This is a genomic window from Hydrogenophaga sp. YM1 (genome assembly GCF_016903055.1).
Classification (GTDB): Bacteria; Pseudomonadota; Gammaproteobacteria; order Burkholderiales; family Burkholderiaceae_C; genus Hydrogenophaga; species Hydrogenophaga borbori.
The window spans coordinates 2,976,351-2,993,235 of sequence record NZ_CP070223.1 but is presented as its reverse complement, the minus strand read 5'-3'; the positions used below and the strand labels follow the sequence as shown (position 1 = coordinate 2,993,235).

Genomic DNA, 16,885 nt, shown 5'->3' with positions numbered 1-16,885 from the left:
CCGATGTCCGGTTCACTGCTGATCACGGCGCTGCTCATGGGCCTGGTGGGCGGGCCGCACTGCATCGCCATGTGCGGCGCGGCCTGCGCGGGCATCGGCCGTGCGGCCGGCGAGCGCGGCACGCGCGCGCTGCTGGCGTTCCAGTTCAGCCGCGTCGCTGGCTACGCCAGCGTGGGAGCGCTGGCGGCGGGCTCGGTGCAGGGGCTGGCCTGGCTGGGCGCGCACACGCAGGTGATCCGGCCGCTGTGGACCATGTTCCACGTCGCGGCCCTGCTGCTGGGCGCCTGGCTGCTCTGGCGGGCGCGCCAGCCGGCGTGGGTTGACGGCATGGGCCAGGGCATCTGGCGCCGCGCGAAACCCGCCATCGCCCGCCTGGGCCCGCGCGCGCCCTGGGTGCTGGGCTTCGGCTGGGCGCTCATGCCCTGCGGTCTGCTCTATTCGGCGCTGCTGGTGGCCTCGCTCTCGGCCGACGCGGTGCAGGGCGCGGCGGTGATGGCGCTGTTCGCCATCGGCTCGTCCGTGTCGCTGTTCGCCGGGCCCTGGTTGCTGCTGCGCCTGCGCGAGGCGCGCTCGGGCGCCTGGGGCATCCGGCTCGCGGGGCTGGCGCTGCTGCTGGCCTCGGGCTGGGCCCTGTGGATGGGGATCACCCAACCGACGGGTCTGTGGTGCTTGTGAAGACCGCCGCCCGGCGTCAGGTCTTGGTACGGCTCGGGAGTGTGGCCAGCACCAGGCCCAGCAGAGCGATGCCAAAAGCCAGCAGCTGCAGGCCGCTGAGGCGTTCGCCCATGAAGACCACGCCAATGAGCGCCGCGCTGATGGGCAGCATCACGGTGAACACGCCGGCCTGCGAGGCGGGCACGGTCTTGAGCCCGGTCATCCACAGCCACACCGTCCACACACTGGCCGCCAGCGCGTAGAACACCAACAGGCCCCAGGTGGGCAGGGCCACGGCGCCGAAGTTGAAGCTCAGCGCGGCCCACACGCCCAGGGGCGTGACCAGCGCCAGCCCCCAGAGGTTGATGATGGCCGAGATGCGCTTGGGTCCCAGGCCCTCGGTGAGGCGCTTGCCGATGACCACGTAGGACGCCTCGCACACCACCGCTGCGAACACGAGCAGGTTGCCGAGCAGGGCCTGGGCGCCGCCCACGGCCGGGCCGGCGCCCTTGTCGAGCGAAAAGAGGCCAATGCCCAAGGCCGCGCAGGCGATGCCCGCCGCGCTGCGCGCGCCGATGCGCTCGCGCAGAAAGATGGCGCTGAGCACCGCCACCACGGCGGGAATGGACGACATCACCACGCCCGCGGCCACGGCGGTGGTCAGGCTCACGCCGTAGAGCATGCAGATGGAGAACAGGAAATTGCCCAGGAAGGACTCGAGGAAGAGCAGGGCGCGCGTGCGCGGGCTCAGGGGGGGCTCGTCGGCGGGCTTGCGCAGCCAGCGCCACATGGCCAGGGCGCCGATGCCGAAGCGCAGCCAGGCCAGCAGGAACACCGGAAACACCAGCACCAGGGGCTTGGACAGCGCCACATAGCTGCCCACGAGCGCCATGCTCAGGGCCAGGCAAGCGTAGGCCGTGGCACGGTGAAGGGAGGTCACGGGAAAGGTGTGGGCGGGGGCGGGGTGGTCCGCATCATGCCTCAGCCACTGGCGTGGGTTTCGGGATGAGGAATTTGCTTTTCACATCAAGAAAATGTGGAATGCTGCGTCGCAGAAAAATTTCTTGATATGGGAGATTGAATTTCGTATTGAAAAAATGAATGAAAATTTCATTGATTTAAAAGAAGAAAATTTTTGTCTTGTATAAGACATAAGAGACGATTTAAGTCTTCTACAAGACTTAGAGTCATGTCCAACGGCACCGCCTTTGCCGCGAACGCCGCCCCGGTACCCATCAACCCCCAAGGAGTGTCCCCATGCCCCAGTCCCTCACCGAACAGCTCAGCCGCGCGCAACAGATCGAAGCCCTGGAGAAAGACTGGGCGACGAACCCGCGCTGGAAAGGCGTCAAGCGCGGCTACAGCGCCACCGACGTGGTGCGCCTGCGCGGCAGCATGCACATCGAGCACACCCTGGCCAAGCGCGGCGCGGAAAAGCTCTGGGAAAAAATCAACGGCGGCGCCAAGAAGGGCTACGTGAACGCCTTCGGCGCGATCTCCGCCGGCCAGGCCATGCAGCAGGCCAAGGCCGGGCTGGAGGCGGTCTACCTGTCGGGCTGGCAGGTGGCGGCCGACGGCAACACCAGCGAAACCATGTACCCGGACCAGTCGCTCTACGCCTACGACTCGGTGCCCACCATGGTCCGACGCATCAACAACACCTTCAAGCGCGCCGATGAGATCCAGTGGGGCCGCGGCATCGAGCCGGGCAGCAAGGAGTTCATCGACTACTTCCTGCCCATCGTGGCCGACGCGGAAGCCGGCTTCGGCGGCGTGCTCAACGCCTTCGAGCTGATGAAGAACATGATCGCGGCCGGCGCCGCCGGCGTGCACTTCGAGGACCAGCTGGCCGCCGTGAAGAAGTGCGGCCACATGGGCGGCAAGGTGCTGGTGCCCACGCAGGAAGCCATCGAAAAACTGATCGCTGCACGTTTCGCCGCCGACGTGATGGGCGTGTCCACCATCGTGCTGGCCCGCACCGACGCCGAGGCAGCCAACCTCATCACCAGCGACCACGACGCCAACGACAAGCCCTTTCTCACCGGCGAGCGCACCCAGGAAGGCTTCTACCGCGTCAAGAACGGCCTGGAGCAGGCCATCAGCCGCGGCGTGGCCTACGCGCCCTACGCCGACCTGGTGTGGTGCGAGACCGGCACGCCCGACCTGGGCTTCGCGCGCGAGTTCGCGCAGGCCGTGCACGCCAAGAGCCCGGGCAAGCTGCTGAGCTACAACTGCTCGCCCTCGTTCAACTGGAAGAAGAACCTGGACGACAAGACCATCGCCCGTTTCCAGGACGAGCTCTCGGCGCTGGGCTACAAGTACCAGTTCATCACCCTGGCCGGCATCCACATCAACTGGTTCAACACCTTCCAGTTCGCCCACGCCTACGCCCGCGGCGAAGGCATGAAGCACTACACGGAGATGGTGCAGGAGCCCGAATTCAAGGCGCGCGAGCAGGGCTACACCTTCGTGTCGCACCAGCAGGAGGTGGGCGCGGGTTACTTCGACGACGTGACCACGGTGATCCAGGGCGGTTCGTCGAGCGTGAAGGCGCTGACGGGCTCGACGGAGGAAGAGCAGTTCCACTGAGCCGGATCCACGGATCGCGAGGACACTCGAGTAGACAGGGCCGCCCTTCGGGGCGGCCTTTTTGCTGGGGGGCGGACAGTCGGCCGCCCGGCGGTCCGATCCGCCAGCCGCTCCGCTGTCTGCCAGGGGGGCTTCTTTTCGGCAGGGGGCGCTGACGGCGCGACCTTCGGGGCCACGTTGGGTGGGTCAGGGGTTCGGTCGGTGCCGTGTTTCCACGCGTTCGATGAAGGCGCGCATGAGGGCCGCGCATTCGGCCGCGTGTGTTTCCAGCAGGAAATGCGGGCCATCAAGGATGTGCGCTTCCATGCGCGGCAGGTCCTTCATCCACGAGAGGGTCTCTTCGAGCGCGAAGAAGGCGTCGTGCCGGCCCCACAGCATCAGCGCTGGCGGTTGCCAGCGGGCGAGCCAGTCGGCAATGTCCGCGAAGCGCGCGACGTGGTGGCGGTAGTCCAGCACCAGCTGGCGCTGCGTCGCCAGCCGGCCGGGCAGGTTCATGGTGCGCCAGTCCCTTTCCCACTGTTGCGGGTCGATGCGCGCGGCCAGGTCGTCCGGTATGCCGGCCACATATTGGTCGCGTGTTCCCTTGAAGCTCAGGTGCGCGGTCGCCTCGGCTTCCCGCTCGGGTGAGGGAGCCTTCCAGTAGGCCCGGGTGGCCAACCATTGCGGTCCCAGGCCGCTCTCATGGGCGTTGGCGTTCTGGACGATGAGCCCGCGGATGCGGTCCGGCGTGCGCGTGGCGAGGTGGAGTCCCACCGCCGCGCCGTGGTCGTGCAGGTAGAGGTGGAAAGAGGCCACCCCGAGCCGCGCCAACAGTTCGCCGACGATGTCGGCCAGGCGCGAAAAGGAGGCTGCCTCGATGGGCGGGGAGCGGCCGAAGCCCGGCAGGTCGGGTGCGATCACGAAGCAGTCGCGCGCGAGCGGGTCGATCACGTGCCGGAACGATTCGGACGAGCTCGGGAAGCCGTGGATCATCAGCAGGGCTGGCTGGCCCCGGTCGCCACTCAGGCGGACCGCCACGTCGGTGCCCTGGACCCGCAGAAGGGTGGTGGGATTCATGGGGCGTCTTGCCGGCAAACGCCGTGCCCTGTCCGCAGGGGACGGCCAGGGCCCTTTGTGGGACAATCTGCGTTTCCGTCCACCAGAAAGAGCGAGAAAGGCATGTCGGTTATGACACCGCGAACTCAGGCGTTTTTCTTCGCGGCCCCTTGAGGCCAGCAGTTCGCGCCTGCCCGAGTCCTTTTCCTCTTCCTCATGAAAGCGCGGCCCCAGCCGCGCTTTTTTGTTTTCCGGATACCCACCATGCCCCAGATCACGCTTCCCGACGGTTCGCAACGCAGCTTTCCCGCACCGGTGACGGTGGCCGACGTCGCGGCCTCCATCGGCAGTGGCCTGGCCAAGGCCGCGCTGGGCGGCAAGGTGGACGGCCGGCTGGTCGACACCAGCTACACCATCGATCGCGACGCCTCGCTCGCGATCGTCACGGCCAAGGACGCCGACGGCCTGGAGATGATCCGCCACTCCACCGCCCACCTGCTGGCCTACGCCGTGAAAGAGCTGTATCCCGAGGCGCAGGTCACCATCGGCCCGGTCATCGAGAACGGCTTTTACTACGATTTTTCGTACAAACGTCCTTTCACACCCGACGACCTGGCCGCCATCGAGAAGCGCATGGCCGAACTCGCCAACAAGGACGAGAAGGTCGAGCGCCGCGTGTTGCCGCGCGATGAGGCCGTGGCCCACTTCAAGGCCATGGGCGAGCACTACAAGGCCGAGATCATCGCCAGCATCCCGGCCAACGAGGACGTGAGCCTCTACCGTGAAGGCGGGTTCGAGGACCTCTGCCGCGGTCCGCACGTGCCCAGCACGGGCAAGCTCAAGCACTTCAAGCTCATGAAGGTGGCCGGCGCCTATTGGCGAGGGGACCACCGCAACGAGATGCTGCAGCGCATCTACGGCACGGCCTGGGCCACCAAGGAAGAGCTGCAGCAATACCTGACCATGCTGGAGGAAGCCGAGAAGCGCGACCACCGCAAGCTGGGCCGCGAGCTGGACCTGTTCCACCTGGACGAGCACAGCCCCGGCACGGTGTTCTGGCATCCCAAGGGCTGGGTGGTCTGGCAGGAGGTGGAGCAGTACATGCGCCGCGTCTACCGCGACAACGGCTACCAGGAGGTCAAGGGTCCGCAGATCCTGGACAAGGCGCTGTGGGAAAAGACCGGCCACTGGGACAAGTACCGCGAGAACATGTTCACCACGGAGTCGGAAAAGCGCGACTACGCGCTCAAGCCGATGAATTGCCCCGGTCACATCCTCATCTACAAGCAGGGCATCAAGAGCTACCGTGACCTGCCGCTGCGCTTCGGTGAGTTCGGCAACTGCCACCGCAATGAGCCCACGGGCGGGCTGCACGGCATCATGCGCGTGCGCGCCTTCACGCAGGACGACGGCCACATCTTCTGCACCGAAGACATGATCCAGGCCGAGGTCGCCGCCTTCACGACGCTGCTGCAGAAGGTCTACAAGGACTTCGGCTTCACTGAGATCCTCTACAAGCTCTCGACGCGCCCCGAGAAGCGCATCGGCAGCGAGGAGAGCTGGGACAAGGCCGAGGCCGCCCTGGCCCAGGGCCTACGCGCGTCGGGCTGCGAATTCGAGTACCTGCCGGGCGAGGGCGCCTTCTACGGCCCGAAGATCGAGTACACGCTGAAGGACGCCCTGGGACGCCAGTGGCAGTGCGGCACGATGCAGGTCGACCCGAACATGCCCGAGCGCCTGGACGCCGAGTACGTGGCCGAAGATGGCTCCCGGCAGCGCCCCATCATGCTGCACCGCGCCATCGTTGGCAGTCTGGAGCGTTTCATTGGCATCCTGATCGAACAGCACGCCGGCGCGCTGCCCACCTGGCTGGCGCCGGTGCAGGTGGCGGTGCTCAACATCACGGACGCGCAGGCCGATTACTGTCGTGAAATCGCGAAATCACTGCAGAATCAAGGGCTTAGAGTCGAAACAGACCTGCGCAACGAGAAAATAACGTATAAAATACGAGAGCACGCGTTGCAAAAGCTGCCTTTCATTGCCGTTGTGGGCGACAAGGAAAAGGCCGCTGGCGCCGTGGCGGTGCGGGCCCGGGGCAACAAAGACCTGGGCGTGATGTCGCTGGAGGCCTTCTCCCAGCTCGTCGCGACATCGGTTTCATCCAAGGCTTGAACGCCCTCGGGCATGGCCCGGTGAAGCCGCCGCATCACCGGGCGCCCATGGTGCGAGCAGCCCCGCGGCCGACAGGCCGCTTTTGATTCACCGGCCCACTTGAAGGAAACGCACCATCGCTACCAACTTTCGCGACCGCCGCCAGCGTGAAGAACGCGCGCACCGCCTGAACCGGGAAATCATGGCCCCCGAGGTTCGCCTCAACGGCCCGAACAACGAGCCCTTGGGCATCGTGAGCTTGCAGGAAGCCCTTCGGATGGCTGGCGAGCTCGACGTCGATCTCGTGGAGATCGCCGCCACCGCGAATCCGCCGGTGTGCCGCCTGATGGATTACGGCAAGTTCAAGTACCAGGAACAGAAGAAGGCGGCCGAAGCGAAAGCCAAGCAGACGGTCATCGAGATCAAGGAAGTCAAGTTCCGCCCGGGTACCGACGACGGCGACTACAACATCAAGATGCGCAACATCCGCCGGTTCCTGGACGACGGCGACAAGTGCAAGATCACGCTGCGCTTCCGTGGCCGCGAGATCACGCACCAGGAACTCGGTCTGGCGCTGCTGAACCGCATCCGCGACGAGTTGGGTGACCTGATCATCGTGGAGCAGTTCCCGAAGCTGGAAGGGCGCCAGATGATCATGATGATCGCGCCGAGCCGCAAGAAGGTGGCGGCGAAGCCCGCGGCCGAAACGGCGGCGCCGGCGGCCAGCCCCACGGCGGCCTGAGACGCCGGGGTTGTTTGAAGAATTGAGCGGGCAGGGTTGGTCCCCTGCCGGCTTGAGGCACCAGCCGCAAGGCCGGTGCCGAAAGGAAGACCCGAAAGGGCCTTACCAGAAGTGGCTCGGGGCCCATCAAGACCGTGGCTGGTTGCCGCGGCGCCTCGCGAGCACAAATCAAAAGGAGCATTTCCATGCCCAAAATGAAGACCAAGAGCAGCGCGAAGAAGCGTTTTCGCGTTCGTCCCGGTGGCACCGTCAAGCGCGGTCAAGCCTTCAAGCGTCACATCCTGACCAAGAAGTCCACCAAGAACAAGCGCCACCTGCGCGGGGCCGTCAACGTCCATGAGACCAACATGGGTCACATGGCGCAGATGCTGCCGTTCGCTGGCCTGTAATCAAGACGAACTAGGAGAAGCATATGCCTCGCGTCAAACGTGGTGTCACGGCTCGCGCCCGCCATAAAAAAGTCCTGGCTCTGGCCAAAGGTTTCCGCGGCCGCCGCGGCAACGTCTTCCGCATCGCCAAACAGGCGGTGATGAAGGCGGGCCAGTACGCCTACCGCGATCGCCGCACCAAGAAGCGCGTGTTCCGCCAGCTGTGGATCGCGCGTATCAACGCCGGTGCGCGCGCTTGCGGCCTGACTTACAGCCAGTTCGCCAACGGTCTGAAGAAGGCCCAGATCGAGATCGACCGCAAGGTCCTCGCCGACCTGGCCGTCAACGACCCGGCGGCTTTTGGCAGCATCGTGGAGCAGGTCAAAGCCAAGCTGGCCACCGCTTGATTCCCGGCCGGGCGCGCAGGCGCCCGCTGCCGTTCTAAGGGGTTGAGGCTTGAGGGGTGACCCGCCGGCTTCAACCCTTTTTTCATTGCATCGGACACGCATCGAATGAACGAGTTGGACAACCTGGCCGAGGCGGCGCGCGCCGAGTTCGCGCAGGCCGCCACGCCGGCCGACCTGGAGAACGCCAAGGCGCGCTACCTGGGCAAGTCGGGCCGCATCACCGAGTTGATGAAGGGCATGGCTGCCCTGTCGGTGGACGAGAAGAAGACCCGCGGTGCTGCGATCAACCTGGCCAAGCAGGCCATCGAGGGCGCGCTGACGCAGCGCCGCCAGGCCCTGGCCGACGCGGAGCTGGACGCCCAGCTCAAGGCCGAGGCCCTGGACGTGAGCCTGCCGGGCCGTCAGCGCGGCGCGGGCGGGCTGCACCCGGTGAGCCTCACGCTGGAGCGCATCGAGGCCATCTTCGGCTCCATGGGTTTCGAGGTGGCCGAGGGGCCCGAGATCGAGTCCGACTGGTTCAACTTCACGGCCCTGAACACCCCCGAGGACCACCCGGCGCGTTCCATGCACGACACCTTCTACGTGGAAGGCGGCTCGGCGAAAGCGCCCAATCTGCTGCGCACGCACACCAGCCCGATGCAGATCCGCCACGCGGTGCAGCACGTCAAGCGCCACCGCGCGGCCCTGGACGCCGGCCAGGGCATGCCCGAGATCCGCGTCATCGCGCCGGGCCGCACCTACCGCGTGGACAGCGACGCTACCCACTCGCCCATGTTCCACCAGTGCGAGGGCCTGTGGATTGGCGAGAACGTGAGCTTCAAAGACCTCAAGGTCGTCTTCACCGATTTCTGCCGCACCTTCTTCGAGAGCGACGACCTGGTGCTGCGCTTTCGCCCCAGCTTCTTCCCGTTCACCGAGCCGAGCGCGGAGATCGACATCCAGTTCCAGAGCGGCCCGCTGGCCGGGCGCTGGCTCGAAGTGGCGGGCTCCGGCCAGGTGCACCCGAACGTGGTGCGCAACATGGGCCTCGACCCCGAGCGCTACATCGGCTTCGCCTTTGGCATGGGCCCCGACCGCCTGACCATGCTGCGCTACGGCGTCAATGACCTGCGCCTGTTCTTCGACGGCGACGTGCGTTTCCTCAGCCAGTTCCGATAAGCGACCACCATGCAATTCCCCGAATCCTGGCTGCGCAGCTTCTGCAACCCGCCGCTGACGAGCCAGCAACTTGCCGACACCCTCACCATGGCCGGGCTCGAGGTCGAAGAGCTGCGCCCGGTGGCGCCGCCGTTCACCCGAGTCGTGGTGGGCGAGATCAAGTCCGCCGCGCAGCACCCCAACGCCGATCGCCTGCGGGTGTGCGAGGTGGACGTGGGGCAGGGCGCGCCGCTCAATATCGTTTGCGGCGCGCCGAACGCCCGCGTGGGGATCAAGGTGCCTTGCGCGCTGGTGGGCGCCGAACTGCCCCCGGGCGAGGACGGCAAGCCCTTCGCCATCAAGCTTGGCAAGCTGCGCGGCGTGGAAAGCCAGGGCATGCTGTGCTCGGCGCGTGAGCTGCAGCTGTCCGACAGCCACGAAGGCCTGCTCGAACTCGCCGCCGACGCCGTGGTGGGGCGCGACATCCGCGAGCAGCTGGCGCTGGACGACATGCTGTTCACCCTGAAGCTCACGCCCAATCTGGCGCACTGCCTGAGCGTGTACGGCATCGCGCGCGAAGTGGCGGCCATCACCGGCGCGCCGCTGCAGGCGCCCAGCTTCCCGGCCGCGCCGGTGTCGCTGGACGACCGGCTGCCGGTGCGCATCGAGGCGCCCGACCTGTGCGGCCGCTTCAGCGGCCGCGTGGTGCGCGGCGTGAACACCCGGGCGCAGACGCCGGCCTGGATGGTCGATCGCCTGGCGCGCTGCGGCCAGCGCAGCGTCACCGCGCTGGTGGACATCTCCAACTACGTGATGTTCGAGCTCGGCCGGCCCTCGCACATCTTCGATCTCGACAAGATCCACGGCGGCCTGCAGGTGCGCTGGGGGCGCGAGGGCGAAACGCTCAAGCTGCTCAACGGCAACACCATCGCGGTGGACGCCGGCGTGGGCGTGATCGCCGACGACCAGGCGGTCGAGTCGCTGGCGGGCATCATGGGCGGCGACGCCACCGCGGTGTCCGACGACACCCAGAACATCTACATCGAGGCCGCCTTCTGGTGGCCCAAGGCGGTGGCCGGGCGTTCGCGCCGCTACAACTTCAGCACGGACGCGGGCCACCGCTTCGAGCGTGGTGTCGATCCGTCCACGACGGTCGAGCACATCGAGCGCATCACGCAGCTCGTGCTGGAGATTTGCGGCGGCCAGGCCGGTCCCATGGACGACCAGGTGGCGCGCCTGCCCGAGGCCAAGCCCGTCACCTTGCGCGTGGCGCGCGCGGCCAAGGTCATCGGCATGCCGCTCACGCAGGCGCAGTGCGTGGGTGCGCTGCGCCGCCTGGGTCTGGCCTTGCAGGAGGGCGAGGGCACGGTCACCGTGACGCCGCCACCCTACCGCTTCGATCTGCAGATCGAGGAGGACCTGATCGAAGAAGTGGTGCGCCTCGTGGGCTACGAGCAACTGCCCACCGCGCCGCCGCTGGCGCCGATCACCGCCAAGCTGCGTCCCGAGGCGCGCCGCGGCGCTTTCGCCGTGCGCCGCCAGCTCGCGCAGCTGGGTTACCAGGAGACGATCAACTTCAGCTTCGTCGAAGAGCGCTGGGAGCGTGAGCTCGCGGGCAACGCCGACCCGATCCAGTTGCTCAACCCGATCGCCAGCCAGATGAGCGTGATGCGCTCCTCGCTGATCGGCAGCCTGGTGGCGGTGTGCAAGTTCAACCTCGACCGCCGCGCCGAGCGCGTGCGCCTGTTCGAGATCGGCCGTGTGTTCCGCAAGGACGCGGGCGTGGCCGACAGCGACACCACCGTGGCCGGCTTCGACCAGCCCATGCGCGTGGCCGGCCTCGCGGGCGGGCCGCTGAACGCCTTGCAGTGGGGCGAGAGCGATCGCGGCGCCGATTTCTTCGACGCCAAGGGCGATGTGGAGGCCTTGCTGGCGCCGCGCCGCGCCGAGTTCCGCGCGGCCGAACACCCGGCGATGCACCCGGGCCGCTGCGCGGCCGTGTGGCTGGACGGCCGCTGCATCGGTCACGTGGGCGAATTGCACCCGCGCTGGCGCCAGGCATACGAATTGCCCCAGGCGCCGGTGCTGTTCGAACTGGAACTCGACGCCGTGCTGGCCCGGCCGGTGCCGGCCTTCCGCGCGGTCAGCCGCCACCAGCCGGTGCAGCGCGACCTGGCGCTGGTGGTCGACGAAGCCGTCTCGCACGACGCCGTGATGGCCGCCATCCGCGCCGCCGGGAACCCCTGGCTGCAGGACGCCGTGCTGTTCGATGTCTACCGACCGAAGAAAGGCGCCACGGTGCCCGGCCTGGCGGAGCATGAGAAGAGCCTGGCCGTGCGCCTCGTCATGAACCGTGAGGACGCTACACTGGCCGACGAACAGATCGAAGCCGCCGTGCAGCAGACGCTCGTGTCCCTGCAGCAGCGCGTGAAAGCCCGTCTGCGCGCTTGAGCCCCGACACCGACAAGAAGGAGAACCCGATGGAACTGGCCGTCGAAAGCCTGGAAACCCCCGCCCTCACCAAGGCGCAGCTCGCCGAGCTGCTGTTCGACCAGATCGGCCTGAACAAGCGGGAATCCAAGGACATGATCGACGCCTTCTTCGATCTCATCACCGAGAGCCTGGTCAATGGCACGGACGTGAAGATCTCGGGCTTCGGCAACTTCCAGATCCGCACCAAGGCGGCCCGCCCGGGCCGCAACCCGCGCACCGGCGAACCGGTGGCCATCCAGGCCCGGCGGGTTGTCACTTTCCACGCCAGTCCCAAGCTCAAGGAGCAGGTGCAGGCGGCGGTCATCGGCGGCTGAACGGCGCTGTCGCGCGGCCCGATAGGGGTCGCTTACAACATTTCGCACGAAAAGCCCCGGGGTAGTCCCCGGGGTTTCCTGACTTAGAGTAAATTCAAGCTTCGGTTTCTACCGCCTTGATTTACATGGAAAAATCGCTGCCCCCCATTCCAGCGAAGCGCTACTTCACCATTGGTGAGGTGGGCGAGCTGTGTGGCGTCAAGCCGCATGTGCTGCGCTACTGGGAGCAGGAGTTCACGCAGCTTCGCCCCATGAAGCGCCGGGGCAACCGGCGCTACTACCAGCACCACGAGGTGCTGATGATCCGCCGCATCCGCGAGCTGCTGTACGACCAGGGCTTCACCATCAGCGGTGCACGCAACAAGCTGCAGGAACTGGCCCAGGCCGAGCGCGAGAAGCGCCGCCAGGACGAGGAAGATCCGATCGACGTGATCGACCTGGACGCCGTCATCCACGACGACGACACCACCGTGGTGTCGGCCATGGTGTCGCACGCCGCGCCAGCGGCATCGGCCGAACCCACGCTGTTGAGCGACATGCGCCGCGAACTGCTCGAGATTCGTGAGTTGCTTCGGCTATCGGCCTGAGAGAGCGCTTTTTTGCCGGCTATAATGCGAGGCTTGTCGGCGTGTAGCGCAGCCTGGTAGCGCACTTGCATGGGGTGCAAGGGGTCGCGAGTTCGAATCCCGCCACGCCGACCACTTATGCGAAAGCCCGTCATCTTGCGATGACGGGCTTTTTCTTTTGTCTCGGGCGCCCGCGCTTCAGCGCAGCACCTCCAGCAGGCGGTCCAGTCCGCCGCTTTCGATGGACACCATGGCCTGTTCGCGCACGGCGGGCTTGGCGTGGTAGGCCACGGACAGGCCGGCCACACCCATCATGGGCAGGTCGTTGGCGCCGTCGCCCATGGCAATGCATTCCGAGGGCTCGATGCCCAGCAGCGAGGCCACCTCCAGCAGGGTGCGCCGCTTCTCTGCGCCGTCGCAGATGTCGCCCCAGGTCTGGTCGACCATGCGGCCCGTGAGTTCGCCGCAGTTCGCGCCGCTCGCGATCTCCAGCACGTTGGCGCGCACGAAGTCGATGCCCAGCGTGTCGCGCACACGGTAGGCGAAATAGGTGAAGCCGCCAGAGACCAGCAGCACCTTGAGTCCGGCGGCCTGGCAGGCGCGCACGAGTTCGGCCGCGCCGGGGTTGATGCGCAGGCGCTCGACCAGCACCTGCTCCATGTCGGCCACGGTCACGCCCTTGAGCAGGGCCACACGACGGCGCAGGCTGTCCTTGTAGTCGGTGATTTCGCCGCGCATCGCGGCCTCGGTGATGGCGGCGACCTCCGCCTTCTTGCCGACCACGTCGGCGATCTCGTCCACGCACTCGATGCTGATGAGCGTGGAATCCATGTCGAAGGCGATGAGCTTGAAGTCGCGGAGCTTGAGCGGCGGCGTGAAGCCACGCACGGTGAGGCCGGGGGCGATGGAAGTGGCGGGGGCGGTCATGCGGTTTCGGTGGTGGTCTTTTGGGGTTGGCCCAGGGCGCGCAGCACGTCGCGCACGAGTTGCACGCGGTCCTTCACCTCGGGCAGCGCGCGCTCGATGCGCAGCTTCTCGTTGCCCGCCAGCTTGATGTGCTTGTGCTTCTGGATGAGCTCGACGATGCGCATCGGCTCGATGGGCGGGTTGGGTTTGAAGGTGATGTTGATCACGCCCGGCGCCGCGTCGACCTTGGCCACGCCATAGGGCGCGCTGAGCACGCGCAGGCGGTGCACGTCGATGAGGGTCTGCGTCTGCGCCGGCGGCTTGCCGAAGCGGTCGACGATTTCCTCCAGCAGGGCATCGACCTGCTCGGCGCTGCGGGCGGTGGCCAGCTTTTTGTAGAAGCTCAGGCGCAGGTGCACGTCGCCGCAGTAGTCGTTGGGCAGCAGGGCGGGGGCGTGCAGGTTGATGTCGGTGGTGACGGACAAGGGCGCCAGCAGGTCGGGTTCGCGGCCGGCCTTGAGCGCCTTCACGGCCTCCGAGAGCATCTCGTTGTAGAGCTGGAAACCCACCTCCAGCATGTTGCCGCTCTGGTTCTCGCCCAGCACCTCGCCGGCGCCACGGATCTCCAGATCGTGCATGGCCAGGTAAAAGCCGCTGCCCAGTTCCTCCATCTGCTGGATGGCGTCCAGCCGCTGCGCGGCCTGTTTGGTGAGGCCTTCGATCTCGGGCACCAGCAGGTAGGCGTAGGCCTGGTGGTGGCTGCGGCCCACGCGGCCGCGCAGCTGGTGCAGCTGCGCCAGGCCGAACTTGTCGGCGCGGCTCATGACGATGGTGTTGGCCGTGGGCACGTCGATGCCGGTCTCGATGATGGTGGAGCACAGCAACAGGTTGTACCGCTGGGCCACGAAGTCGCGCATCACGCGCTCCAGCTCGCGCTCGGGCATCTGGCCGTGCGCGACGGCGATGCGCGCCTCGGGCAGGATCTCTTCCAGCTTGGCCTTGCGGTTTTCGATGGTTTCGACCTCGTTGTGCAGGAAGTAGACCTGGCCGCCGCGCTTGAGCTCGCGCAGCACGGCCTCGCGGATGACGCCGTTGCCTTCGTTGCGAACGAAGGTCTTGATGGCCAGGCGGCGCTGCGGGGCGGTGGCGATCACGCTCAGGTCGCGCAGGCCCTCGAGCGCCATGCCCAGGGTGCGGGGGATGGGGGTGGCGGTGAGCGTCAGCACGTCGACTTCGGCGCGCAGCTGCTTCATGGCCTCCTTGTGGCGCACGCCGAAGCGGTGCTCCTCGTCGATGATGAGCAGGCCCAGGTTCTTGAACTGGGCTTTCTCGCTCAGCAGCTTGTGCGTGCCAACGACGATGTCCACCGAGCCGTCGGCGATGCCCTTCATGGCCGCGGTGATTTCCTTCTGCGATCGGAAGCGGCTCATCTCGGCGATCTTCACCGGCCACTTGCTGAAGCGGTCCACCAGGGTCTGGTAGTGCTGTTCTGCCAGCAGCGTGGTGGGCGCGAGGAAGGCCACCTGCTTGCCGCCGGTCACGGCCACGAAGGCCGCCCGCAGTGCCACTTCGGTCTTGCCGAAGCCCACGTCGCCGCAGACCAGGCGGTCCATGGGCCGCGGGCTGATCATGTCCTGCACCACGGCGTGGATGGCGGCGCGCTGGTCGGCGGTTTCCTCGAAGCCGAAGTCGTTGGCGAAGGCCTCGTAGTCCTGCGGTGAGTAGCGGAAGGCGTGGCCTTGGCGCGCGGCGCGGCGCGCGTAGATGTTGAGCAGTTCGGCGGCGGCGTCGCGCACCTGCTCGGCGGCCTTGCGCTTGGCCTTCTCCCACTGGCCGCTGCCCAGCTTGTGCAGTGGCGCCTCGTCGGCGCTGACACCGGTGTAGCGGCCGATGAGACCGAGCTGACTCACGGGCACGTAGAGCACGGCCTTGTCGGCGTATTCCAGGTGCAGGAACTCCTGCAGCGCGGGCGTGCCGTCGGCGTTTTTCTCGCCCATGTCCAGGTTGATGAGCCCGCGGTAGCGGCCGATGCCGTGCGCCGCGTGCACGACCGGGTCGCCCACGTTGAGCTCGGACAGGTCCTTGATGAGCGCGTCGACGTCGCTCACCTGCTCCTGCTTGCGGCGCCGGCGTGTGGTGGGGCCGGCGGCGAAGAGCTCGGTCTCTGTGACGAAGTCGATGCCGGCTTCCAGCCAGGCGAAGCCGGTGGCCAGGGCGGCGGTGGCGATGCCGGCCTTTTCCTCGCTGGCCTGGAATTCGGCCAGGCTGTCGAAGGCGGGCGGGTTCAGGCCGCTGGCGCGCAGGAAGTCGAGCAGGCTTTCTCGGCGGCCGTCGCTTTCGGCCAAGATCAGCGCGCGCTGCGGGCTGGCGCGCAGGTGGGCCTGCAGCTTGGCCAGCGGTTCGTCGGCGCCGCGCACCACGGCCAGATCGGGCAGTGCCTGGGCGAATGCGCTGTCGCTCACGTCGCTGGCGCCCGGGCGCATCACCACCTGGGCATGCGCCTTGGCCCGGGTGAAGAACTGCTCGGCGTTGAGGAAGAGGGCGTCGGGCGGCAGGATGGGGCGGTCGGGATCGCCCTGCAGCAGGCGGTGGCGCTCGCGCGTGTCCTGCCAGAAGCGCTGGAAGGCGGGCTCCAGCTCCCCGTGCAGCACCAAGGTTGCGGCCTCGCCAAGGTAGTCGAACACCGTGGCGGTGTCCTCGAAGAACAGCGGCAGGTAGTACTCGATGCCGGCGGTGGCCACCCCGTTGCCCATGTCCTTGTATAGGCGGCTCTTGGTCGGGTCGCCTTCGAGCAGTTCGCGCCAGCGGCTGCGAAAGCGCGCGCGCGCCGCGTCGTCCATAGGGAATTCGCGGCCGGGCAGCAGGCGCACCTCGTTCACCGGGTACAGGCTGCGCTGGCTGTCGGGGTCGAAGGTGCGGATGCTGTCGATCTCGTCGTCGAACAGATCCACGCGGTACGGCACCGGGCTGCCCATGGGGAAGAGGTCGATGAGGCCGCCGCGCACGGCGTACTCGCCGGGACTCACCACCTGTGTGACGTGCTGGTAGCCCGCGAGCGTGAGCTGGCCCTTGAGCCGCGCCTCGTCCAGCGATTGCTTGACCTTGAAGTGGAAGGTGTAGCCCGCCAGGAAGGACGGTGGCGCGAGCCGGTAGAGCGCCGTGGTGGCGGGCACCAGTACCACGTCGGCGCCGCCGTCCTGCGCGCGCTGGGAGATGCGCCACAGGGTGGCCAGGCGCTCGCTGATGAGGTCCTGGTGCGGCGAGAAGGTGTCGTAGGGCAGGGTTTCCCAATCGGGAAACAGCGTGGTGCGCAGATCGGGTGCGAAGAAGGCCAGCTCGTCGATCAGGCGCCGGGCGTCGTTCGCGTCGGCCGTGACGATGGCGGTGAGCCGGCCGTCGCGCTGTTCGCGCTCGGCCAGGCGGGCCAACCACAGCGCGTCGGCCGAGCCGCCGGGGTGGGGCAGGGTGTGGCGCTTGCCGGGGCTCAGCGCGGGCAGGGTGAGGGACATTCGGTCGGTACCAA

General features: G+C 67.2%; 14 protein-coding genes and 1 tRNA gene. 11 read left to right on the top strand and 4 right to left on the bottom strand.

The genetic code is table 11. The features are described 5' to 3' along the window. Window positions 1-3: 3 nt before the first annotated feature. Window positions 4-675 (top strand): sulfite exporter TauE/SafE family protein, encoded by a 672-nt coding sequence (locus JNX00_RS14030; protein WP_204742655.1) that lies wholly within the window; start codon window positions 4-6, stop codon window positions 673-675. 16 nt (window positions 676-691) lie between these two features. On the opposite strand, the gene JNX00_RS14025 is transcribed toward JNX00_RS14030, so the two are convergent. Beyond that, entirely contained in the window at window positions 692-1,594 is a 903-nt protein-coding gene (locus JNX00_RS14025; protein WP_083293251.1) for a DMT family transporter, read from the bottom strand. Window positions 1,595-1,911: 317 nt separating this feature from the next. Between JNX00_RS14025 and aceA the strand changes: the two genes are divergently transcribed. Next, a complete protein-coding gene (gene aceA, locus JNX00_RS14020; RefSeq protein ID WP_070399968.1) occupies window positions 1,912-3,243 on the top strand; it encodes an isocitrate lyase in 1,332 nt (443 codons plus the stop codon). A 186-nt stretch (window positions 3,244-3,429) separates the two neighbouring features. Here aceA and JNX00_RS14015 read toward each other — a convergent pair whose 3' ends face one another. Further along, window positions 3,430-4,299, bottom strand: a complete 870-nt coding sequence (locus tag JNX00_RS14015; protein WP_204742654.1) for an alpha/beta hydrolase — start codon at window positions 4,297-4,299, stop codon at window positions 3,430-3,432. Between the two features lie 243 nt (window positions 4,300-4,542). On the opposite strand from JNX00_RS14015, the gene thrS reads away from it, so the two are divergent. The 9 genes from thrS (at window position 4,543) to JNX00_RS13970 (ending at window position 12,591) form a co-directional block, all read left to right on the top strand. Next, a complete protein-coding gene (gene thrS, locus JNX00_RS14010; protein WP_204742653.1) occupies window positions 4,543-6,450 on the top strand; it encodes a threonine--tRNA ligase in 1,908 nt (635 codons plus the stop codon). A 115-nt stretch (window positions 6,451-6,565) separates the two neighbouring features. Then, complete coding sequence (gene infC / locus JNX00_RS14005) at window positions 6,566-7,171, top strand: translation initiation factor IF-3 (protein WP_083293252.1); 606 nt, start codon at window positions 6,566-6,568, stop codon at window positions 7,169-7,171. Window positions 7,172-7,356: 185 nt separating this feature from the next. Then, window positions 7,357-7,560, top strand: a complete 204-nt coding sequence (gene rpmI / locus JNX00_RS14000) for a 50S ribosomal protein L35 (protein ID WP_070399972.1) — start codon at window positions 7,357-7,359, stop codon at window positions 7,558-7,560. Between the two features lie 23 nt (window positions 7,561-7,583). Further along, window positions 7,584-7,946 (top strand): 50S ribosomal protein L20, encoded by a 363-nt coding sequence (rplT, locus tag JNX00_RS13995; protein WP_009517526.1) that lies wholly within the window; start codon window positions 7,584-7,586, stop codon window positions 7,944-7,946. A gap of 105 nt (window positions 7,947-8,051) precedes the next feature. Further along, the gene (pheS, locus tag JNX00_RS13990) at window positions 8,052-9,104 is read left to right on the top strand and encodes a phenylalanine--tRNA ligase subunit alpha (protein ID WP_070399973.1); all 1,053 of its coding nucleotides are present in this window, start codon (window positions 8,052-8,054) and stop codon (window positions 9,102-9,104) included. A 9-nt stretch (window positions 9,105-9,113) separates the two neighbouring features. Beyond that, window positions 9,114-11,534 carry a phenylalanine--tRNA ligase subunit beta gene (gene pheT / locus JNX00_RS13985; protein WP_204742652.1) on the top strand — a complete coding sequence of 807 codons (2,421 nt, stop codon included), beginning with the start codon at window positions 9,114-9,116 and terminating at the stop codon, window positions 11,532-11,534. Between the two features lie 29 nt (window positions 11,535-11,563). Beyond that, window positions 11,564-11,890 (top strand): integration host factor subunit alpha, encoded by a 327-nt coding sequence (locus JNX00_RS13980; protein ID WP_009517529.1) that lies wholly within the window; start codon window positions 11,564-11,566, stop codon window positions 11,888-11,890. A gap of 125 nt (window positions 11,891-12,015) precedes the next feature. Next, complete coding sequence (locus tag JNX00_RS13975) at window positions 12,016-12,477, top strand: MerR family transcriptional regulator (protein WP_204742651.1); 462 nt, start codon at window positions 12,016-12,018, stop codon at window positions 12,475-12,477. A gap of 37 nt (window positions 12,478-12,514) precedes the next feature. Beyond that, a tRNA-Pro gene (locus JNX00_RS13970) sits at window positions 12,515-12,591 on the top strand. A gap of 63 nt (window positions 12,592-12,654) precedes the next feature. On the opposite strand, the gene serB is transcribed toward JNX00_RS13970, so the two are convergent. Together serB and mfd are read right to left on the bottom strand one after the other, a co-directional pair. Further along, window positions 12,655-13,383: a phosphoserine phosphatase SerB gene (gene serB / locus JNX00_RS13965; protein ID WP_204742650.1), complete on the bottom strand. Its 729-nt coding sequence runs from the start codon at window positions 13,381-13,383 to the stop codon at window positions 12,655-12,657. Further along, the gene (gene mfd, locus JNX00_RS13960) at window positions 13,380-16,871 is read right to left on the bottom strand and encodes a transcription-repair coupling factor (RefSeq protein ID WP_070399981.1); all 3,492 of its coding nucleotides are present in this window, start codon (window positions 16,869-16,871) and stop codon (window positions 13,380-13,382) included. The genes serB and mfd overlap by 4 nt, the downstream gene beginning before the upstream one ends. Window positions 16,872-16,885: the final 14 nt, after the last annotated feature.

Coding starts and splice junctions, on each gene's coding strand:
- rpmI (WP_070399972.1), top strand. CDS start 7,357: ATGCCCAAAATGAAGACCAAGAGCAGCGCGAAGAAGCGTTTTCGCGTT.
- aceA (WP_070399968.1), top strand. CDS start 1,912: ATGCCCCAGTCCCTCACCGAACAGCTCAGCCGCGCGCAACAGATCGAA.
- JNX00_RS13975 (WP_204742651.1), top strand. CDS start 12,016: ATGGAAAAATCGCTGCCCCCCATTCCAGCGAAGCGCTACTTCACCATT.
- pheS (WP_070399973.1), top strand. CDS start 8,052: ATGAACGAGTTGGACAACCTGGCCGAGGCGGCGCGCGCCGAGTTCGCG.
- thrS (WP_204742653.1), top strand. CDS start 4,543: ATGCCCCAGATCACGCTTCCCGACGGTTCGCAACGCAGCTTTCCCGCA.
- mfd (WP_070399981.1), bottom strand. CDS start 16,871: ATGTCCCTCACCCTGCCCGCGCTGAGCCCCGGCAAGCGCCACACCCTG.
- JNX00_RS14030 (WP_204742655.1), top strand. CDS start 4: ATGTCCGGTTCACTGCTGATCACGGCGCTGCTCATGGGCCTGGTGGGC.
- serB (WP_204742650.1), bottom strand. CDS start 13,383: ATGACCGCCCCCGCCACTTCCATCGCCCCCGGCCTCACCGTGCGTGGC.
- JNX00_RS14015 (WP_204742654.1), bottom strand. CDS start 4,299: ATGAATCCCACCACCCTTCTGCGGGTCCAGGGCACCGACGTGGCGGTC.
- pheT (WP_204742652.1), top strand. CDS start 9,114: ATGCAATTCCCCGAATCCTGGCTGCGCAGCTTCTGCAACCCGCCGCTG.
- JNX00_RS13980 (WP_009517529.1), top strand. CDS start 11,564: ATGGAACTGGCCGTCGAAAGCCTGGAAACCCCCGCCCTCACCAAGGCG.
- rplT (WP_009517526.1), top strand. CDS start 7,584: ATGCCTCGCGTCAAACGTGGTGTCACGGCTCGCGCCCGCCATAAAAAA.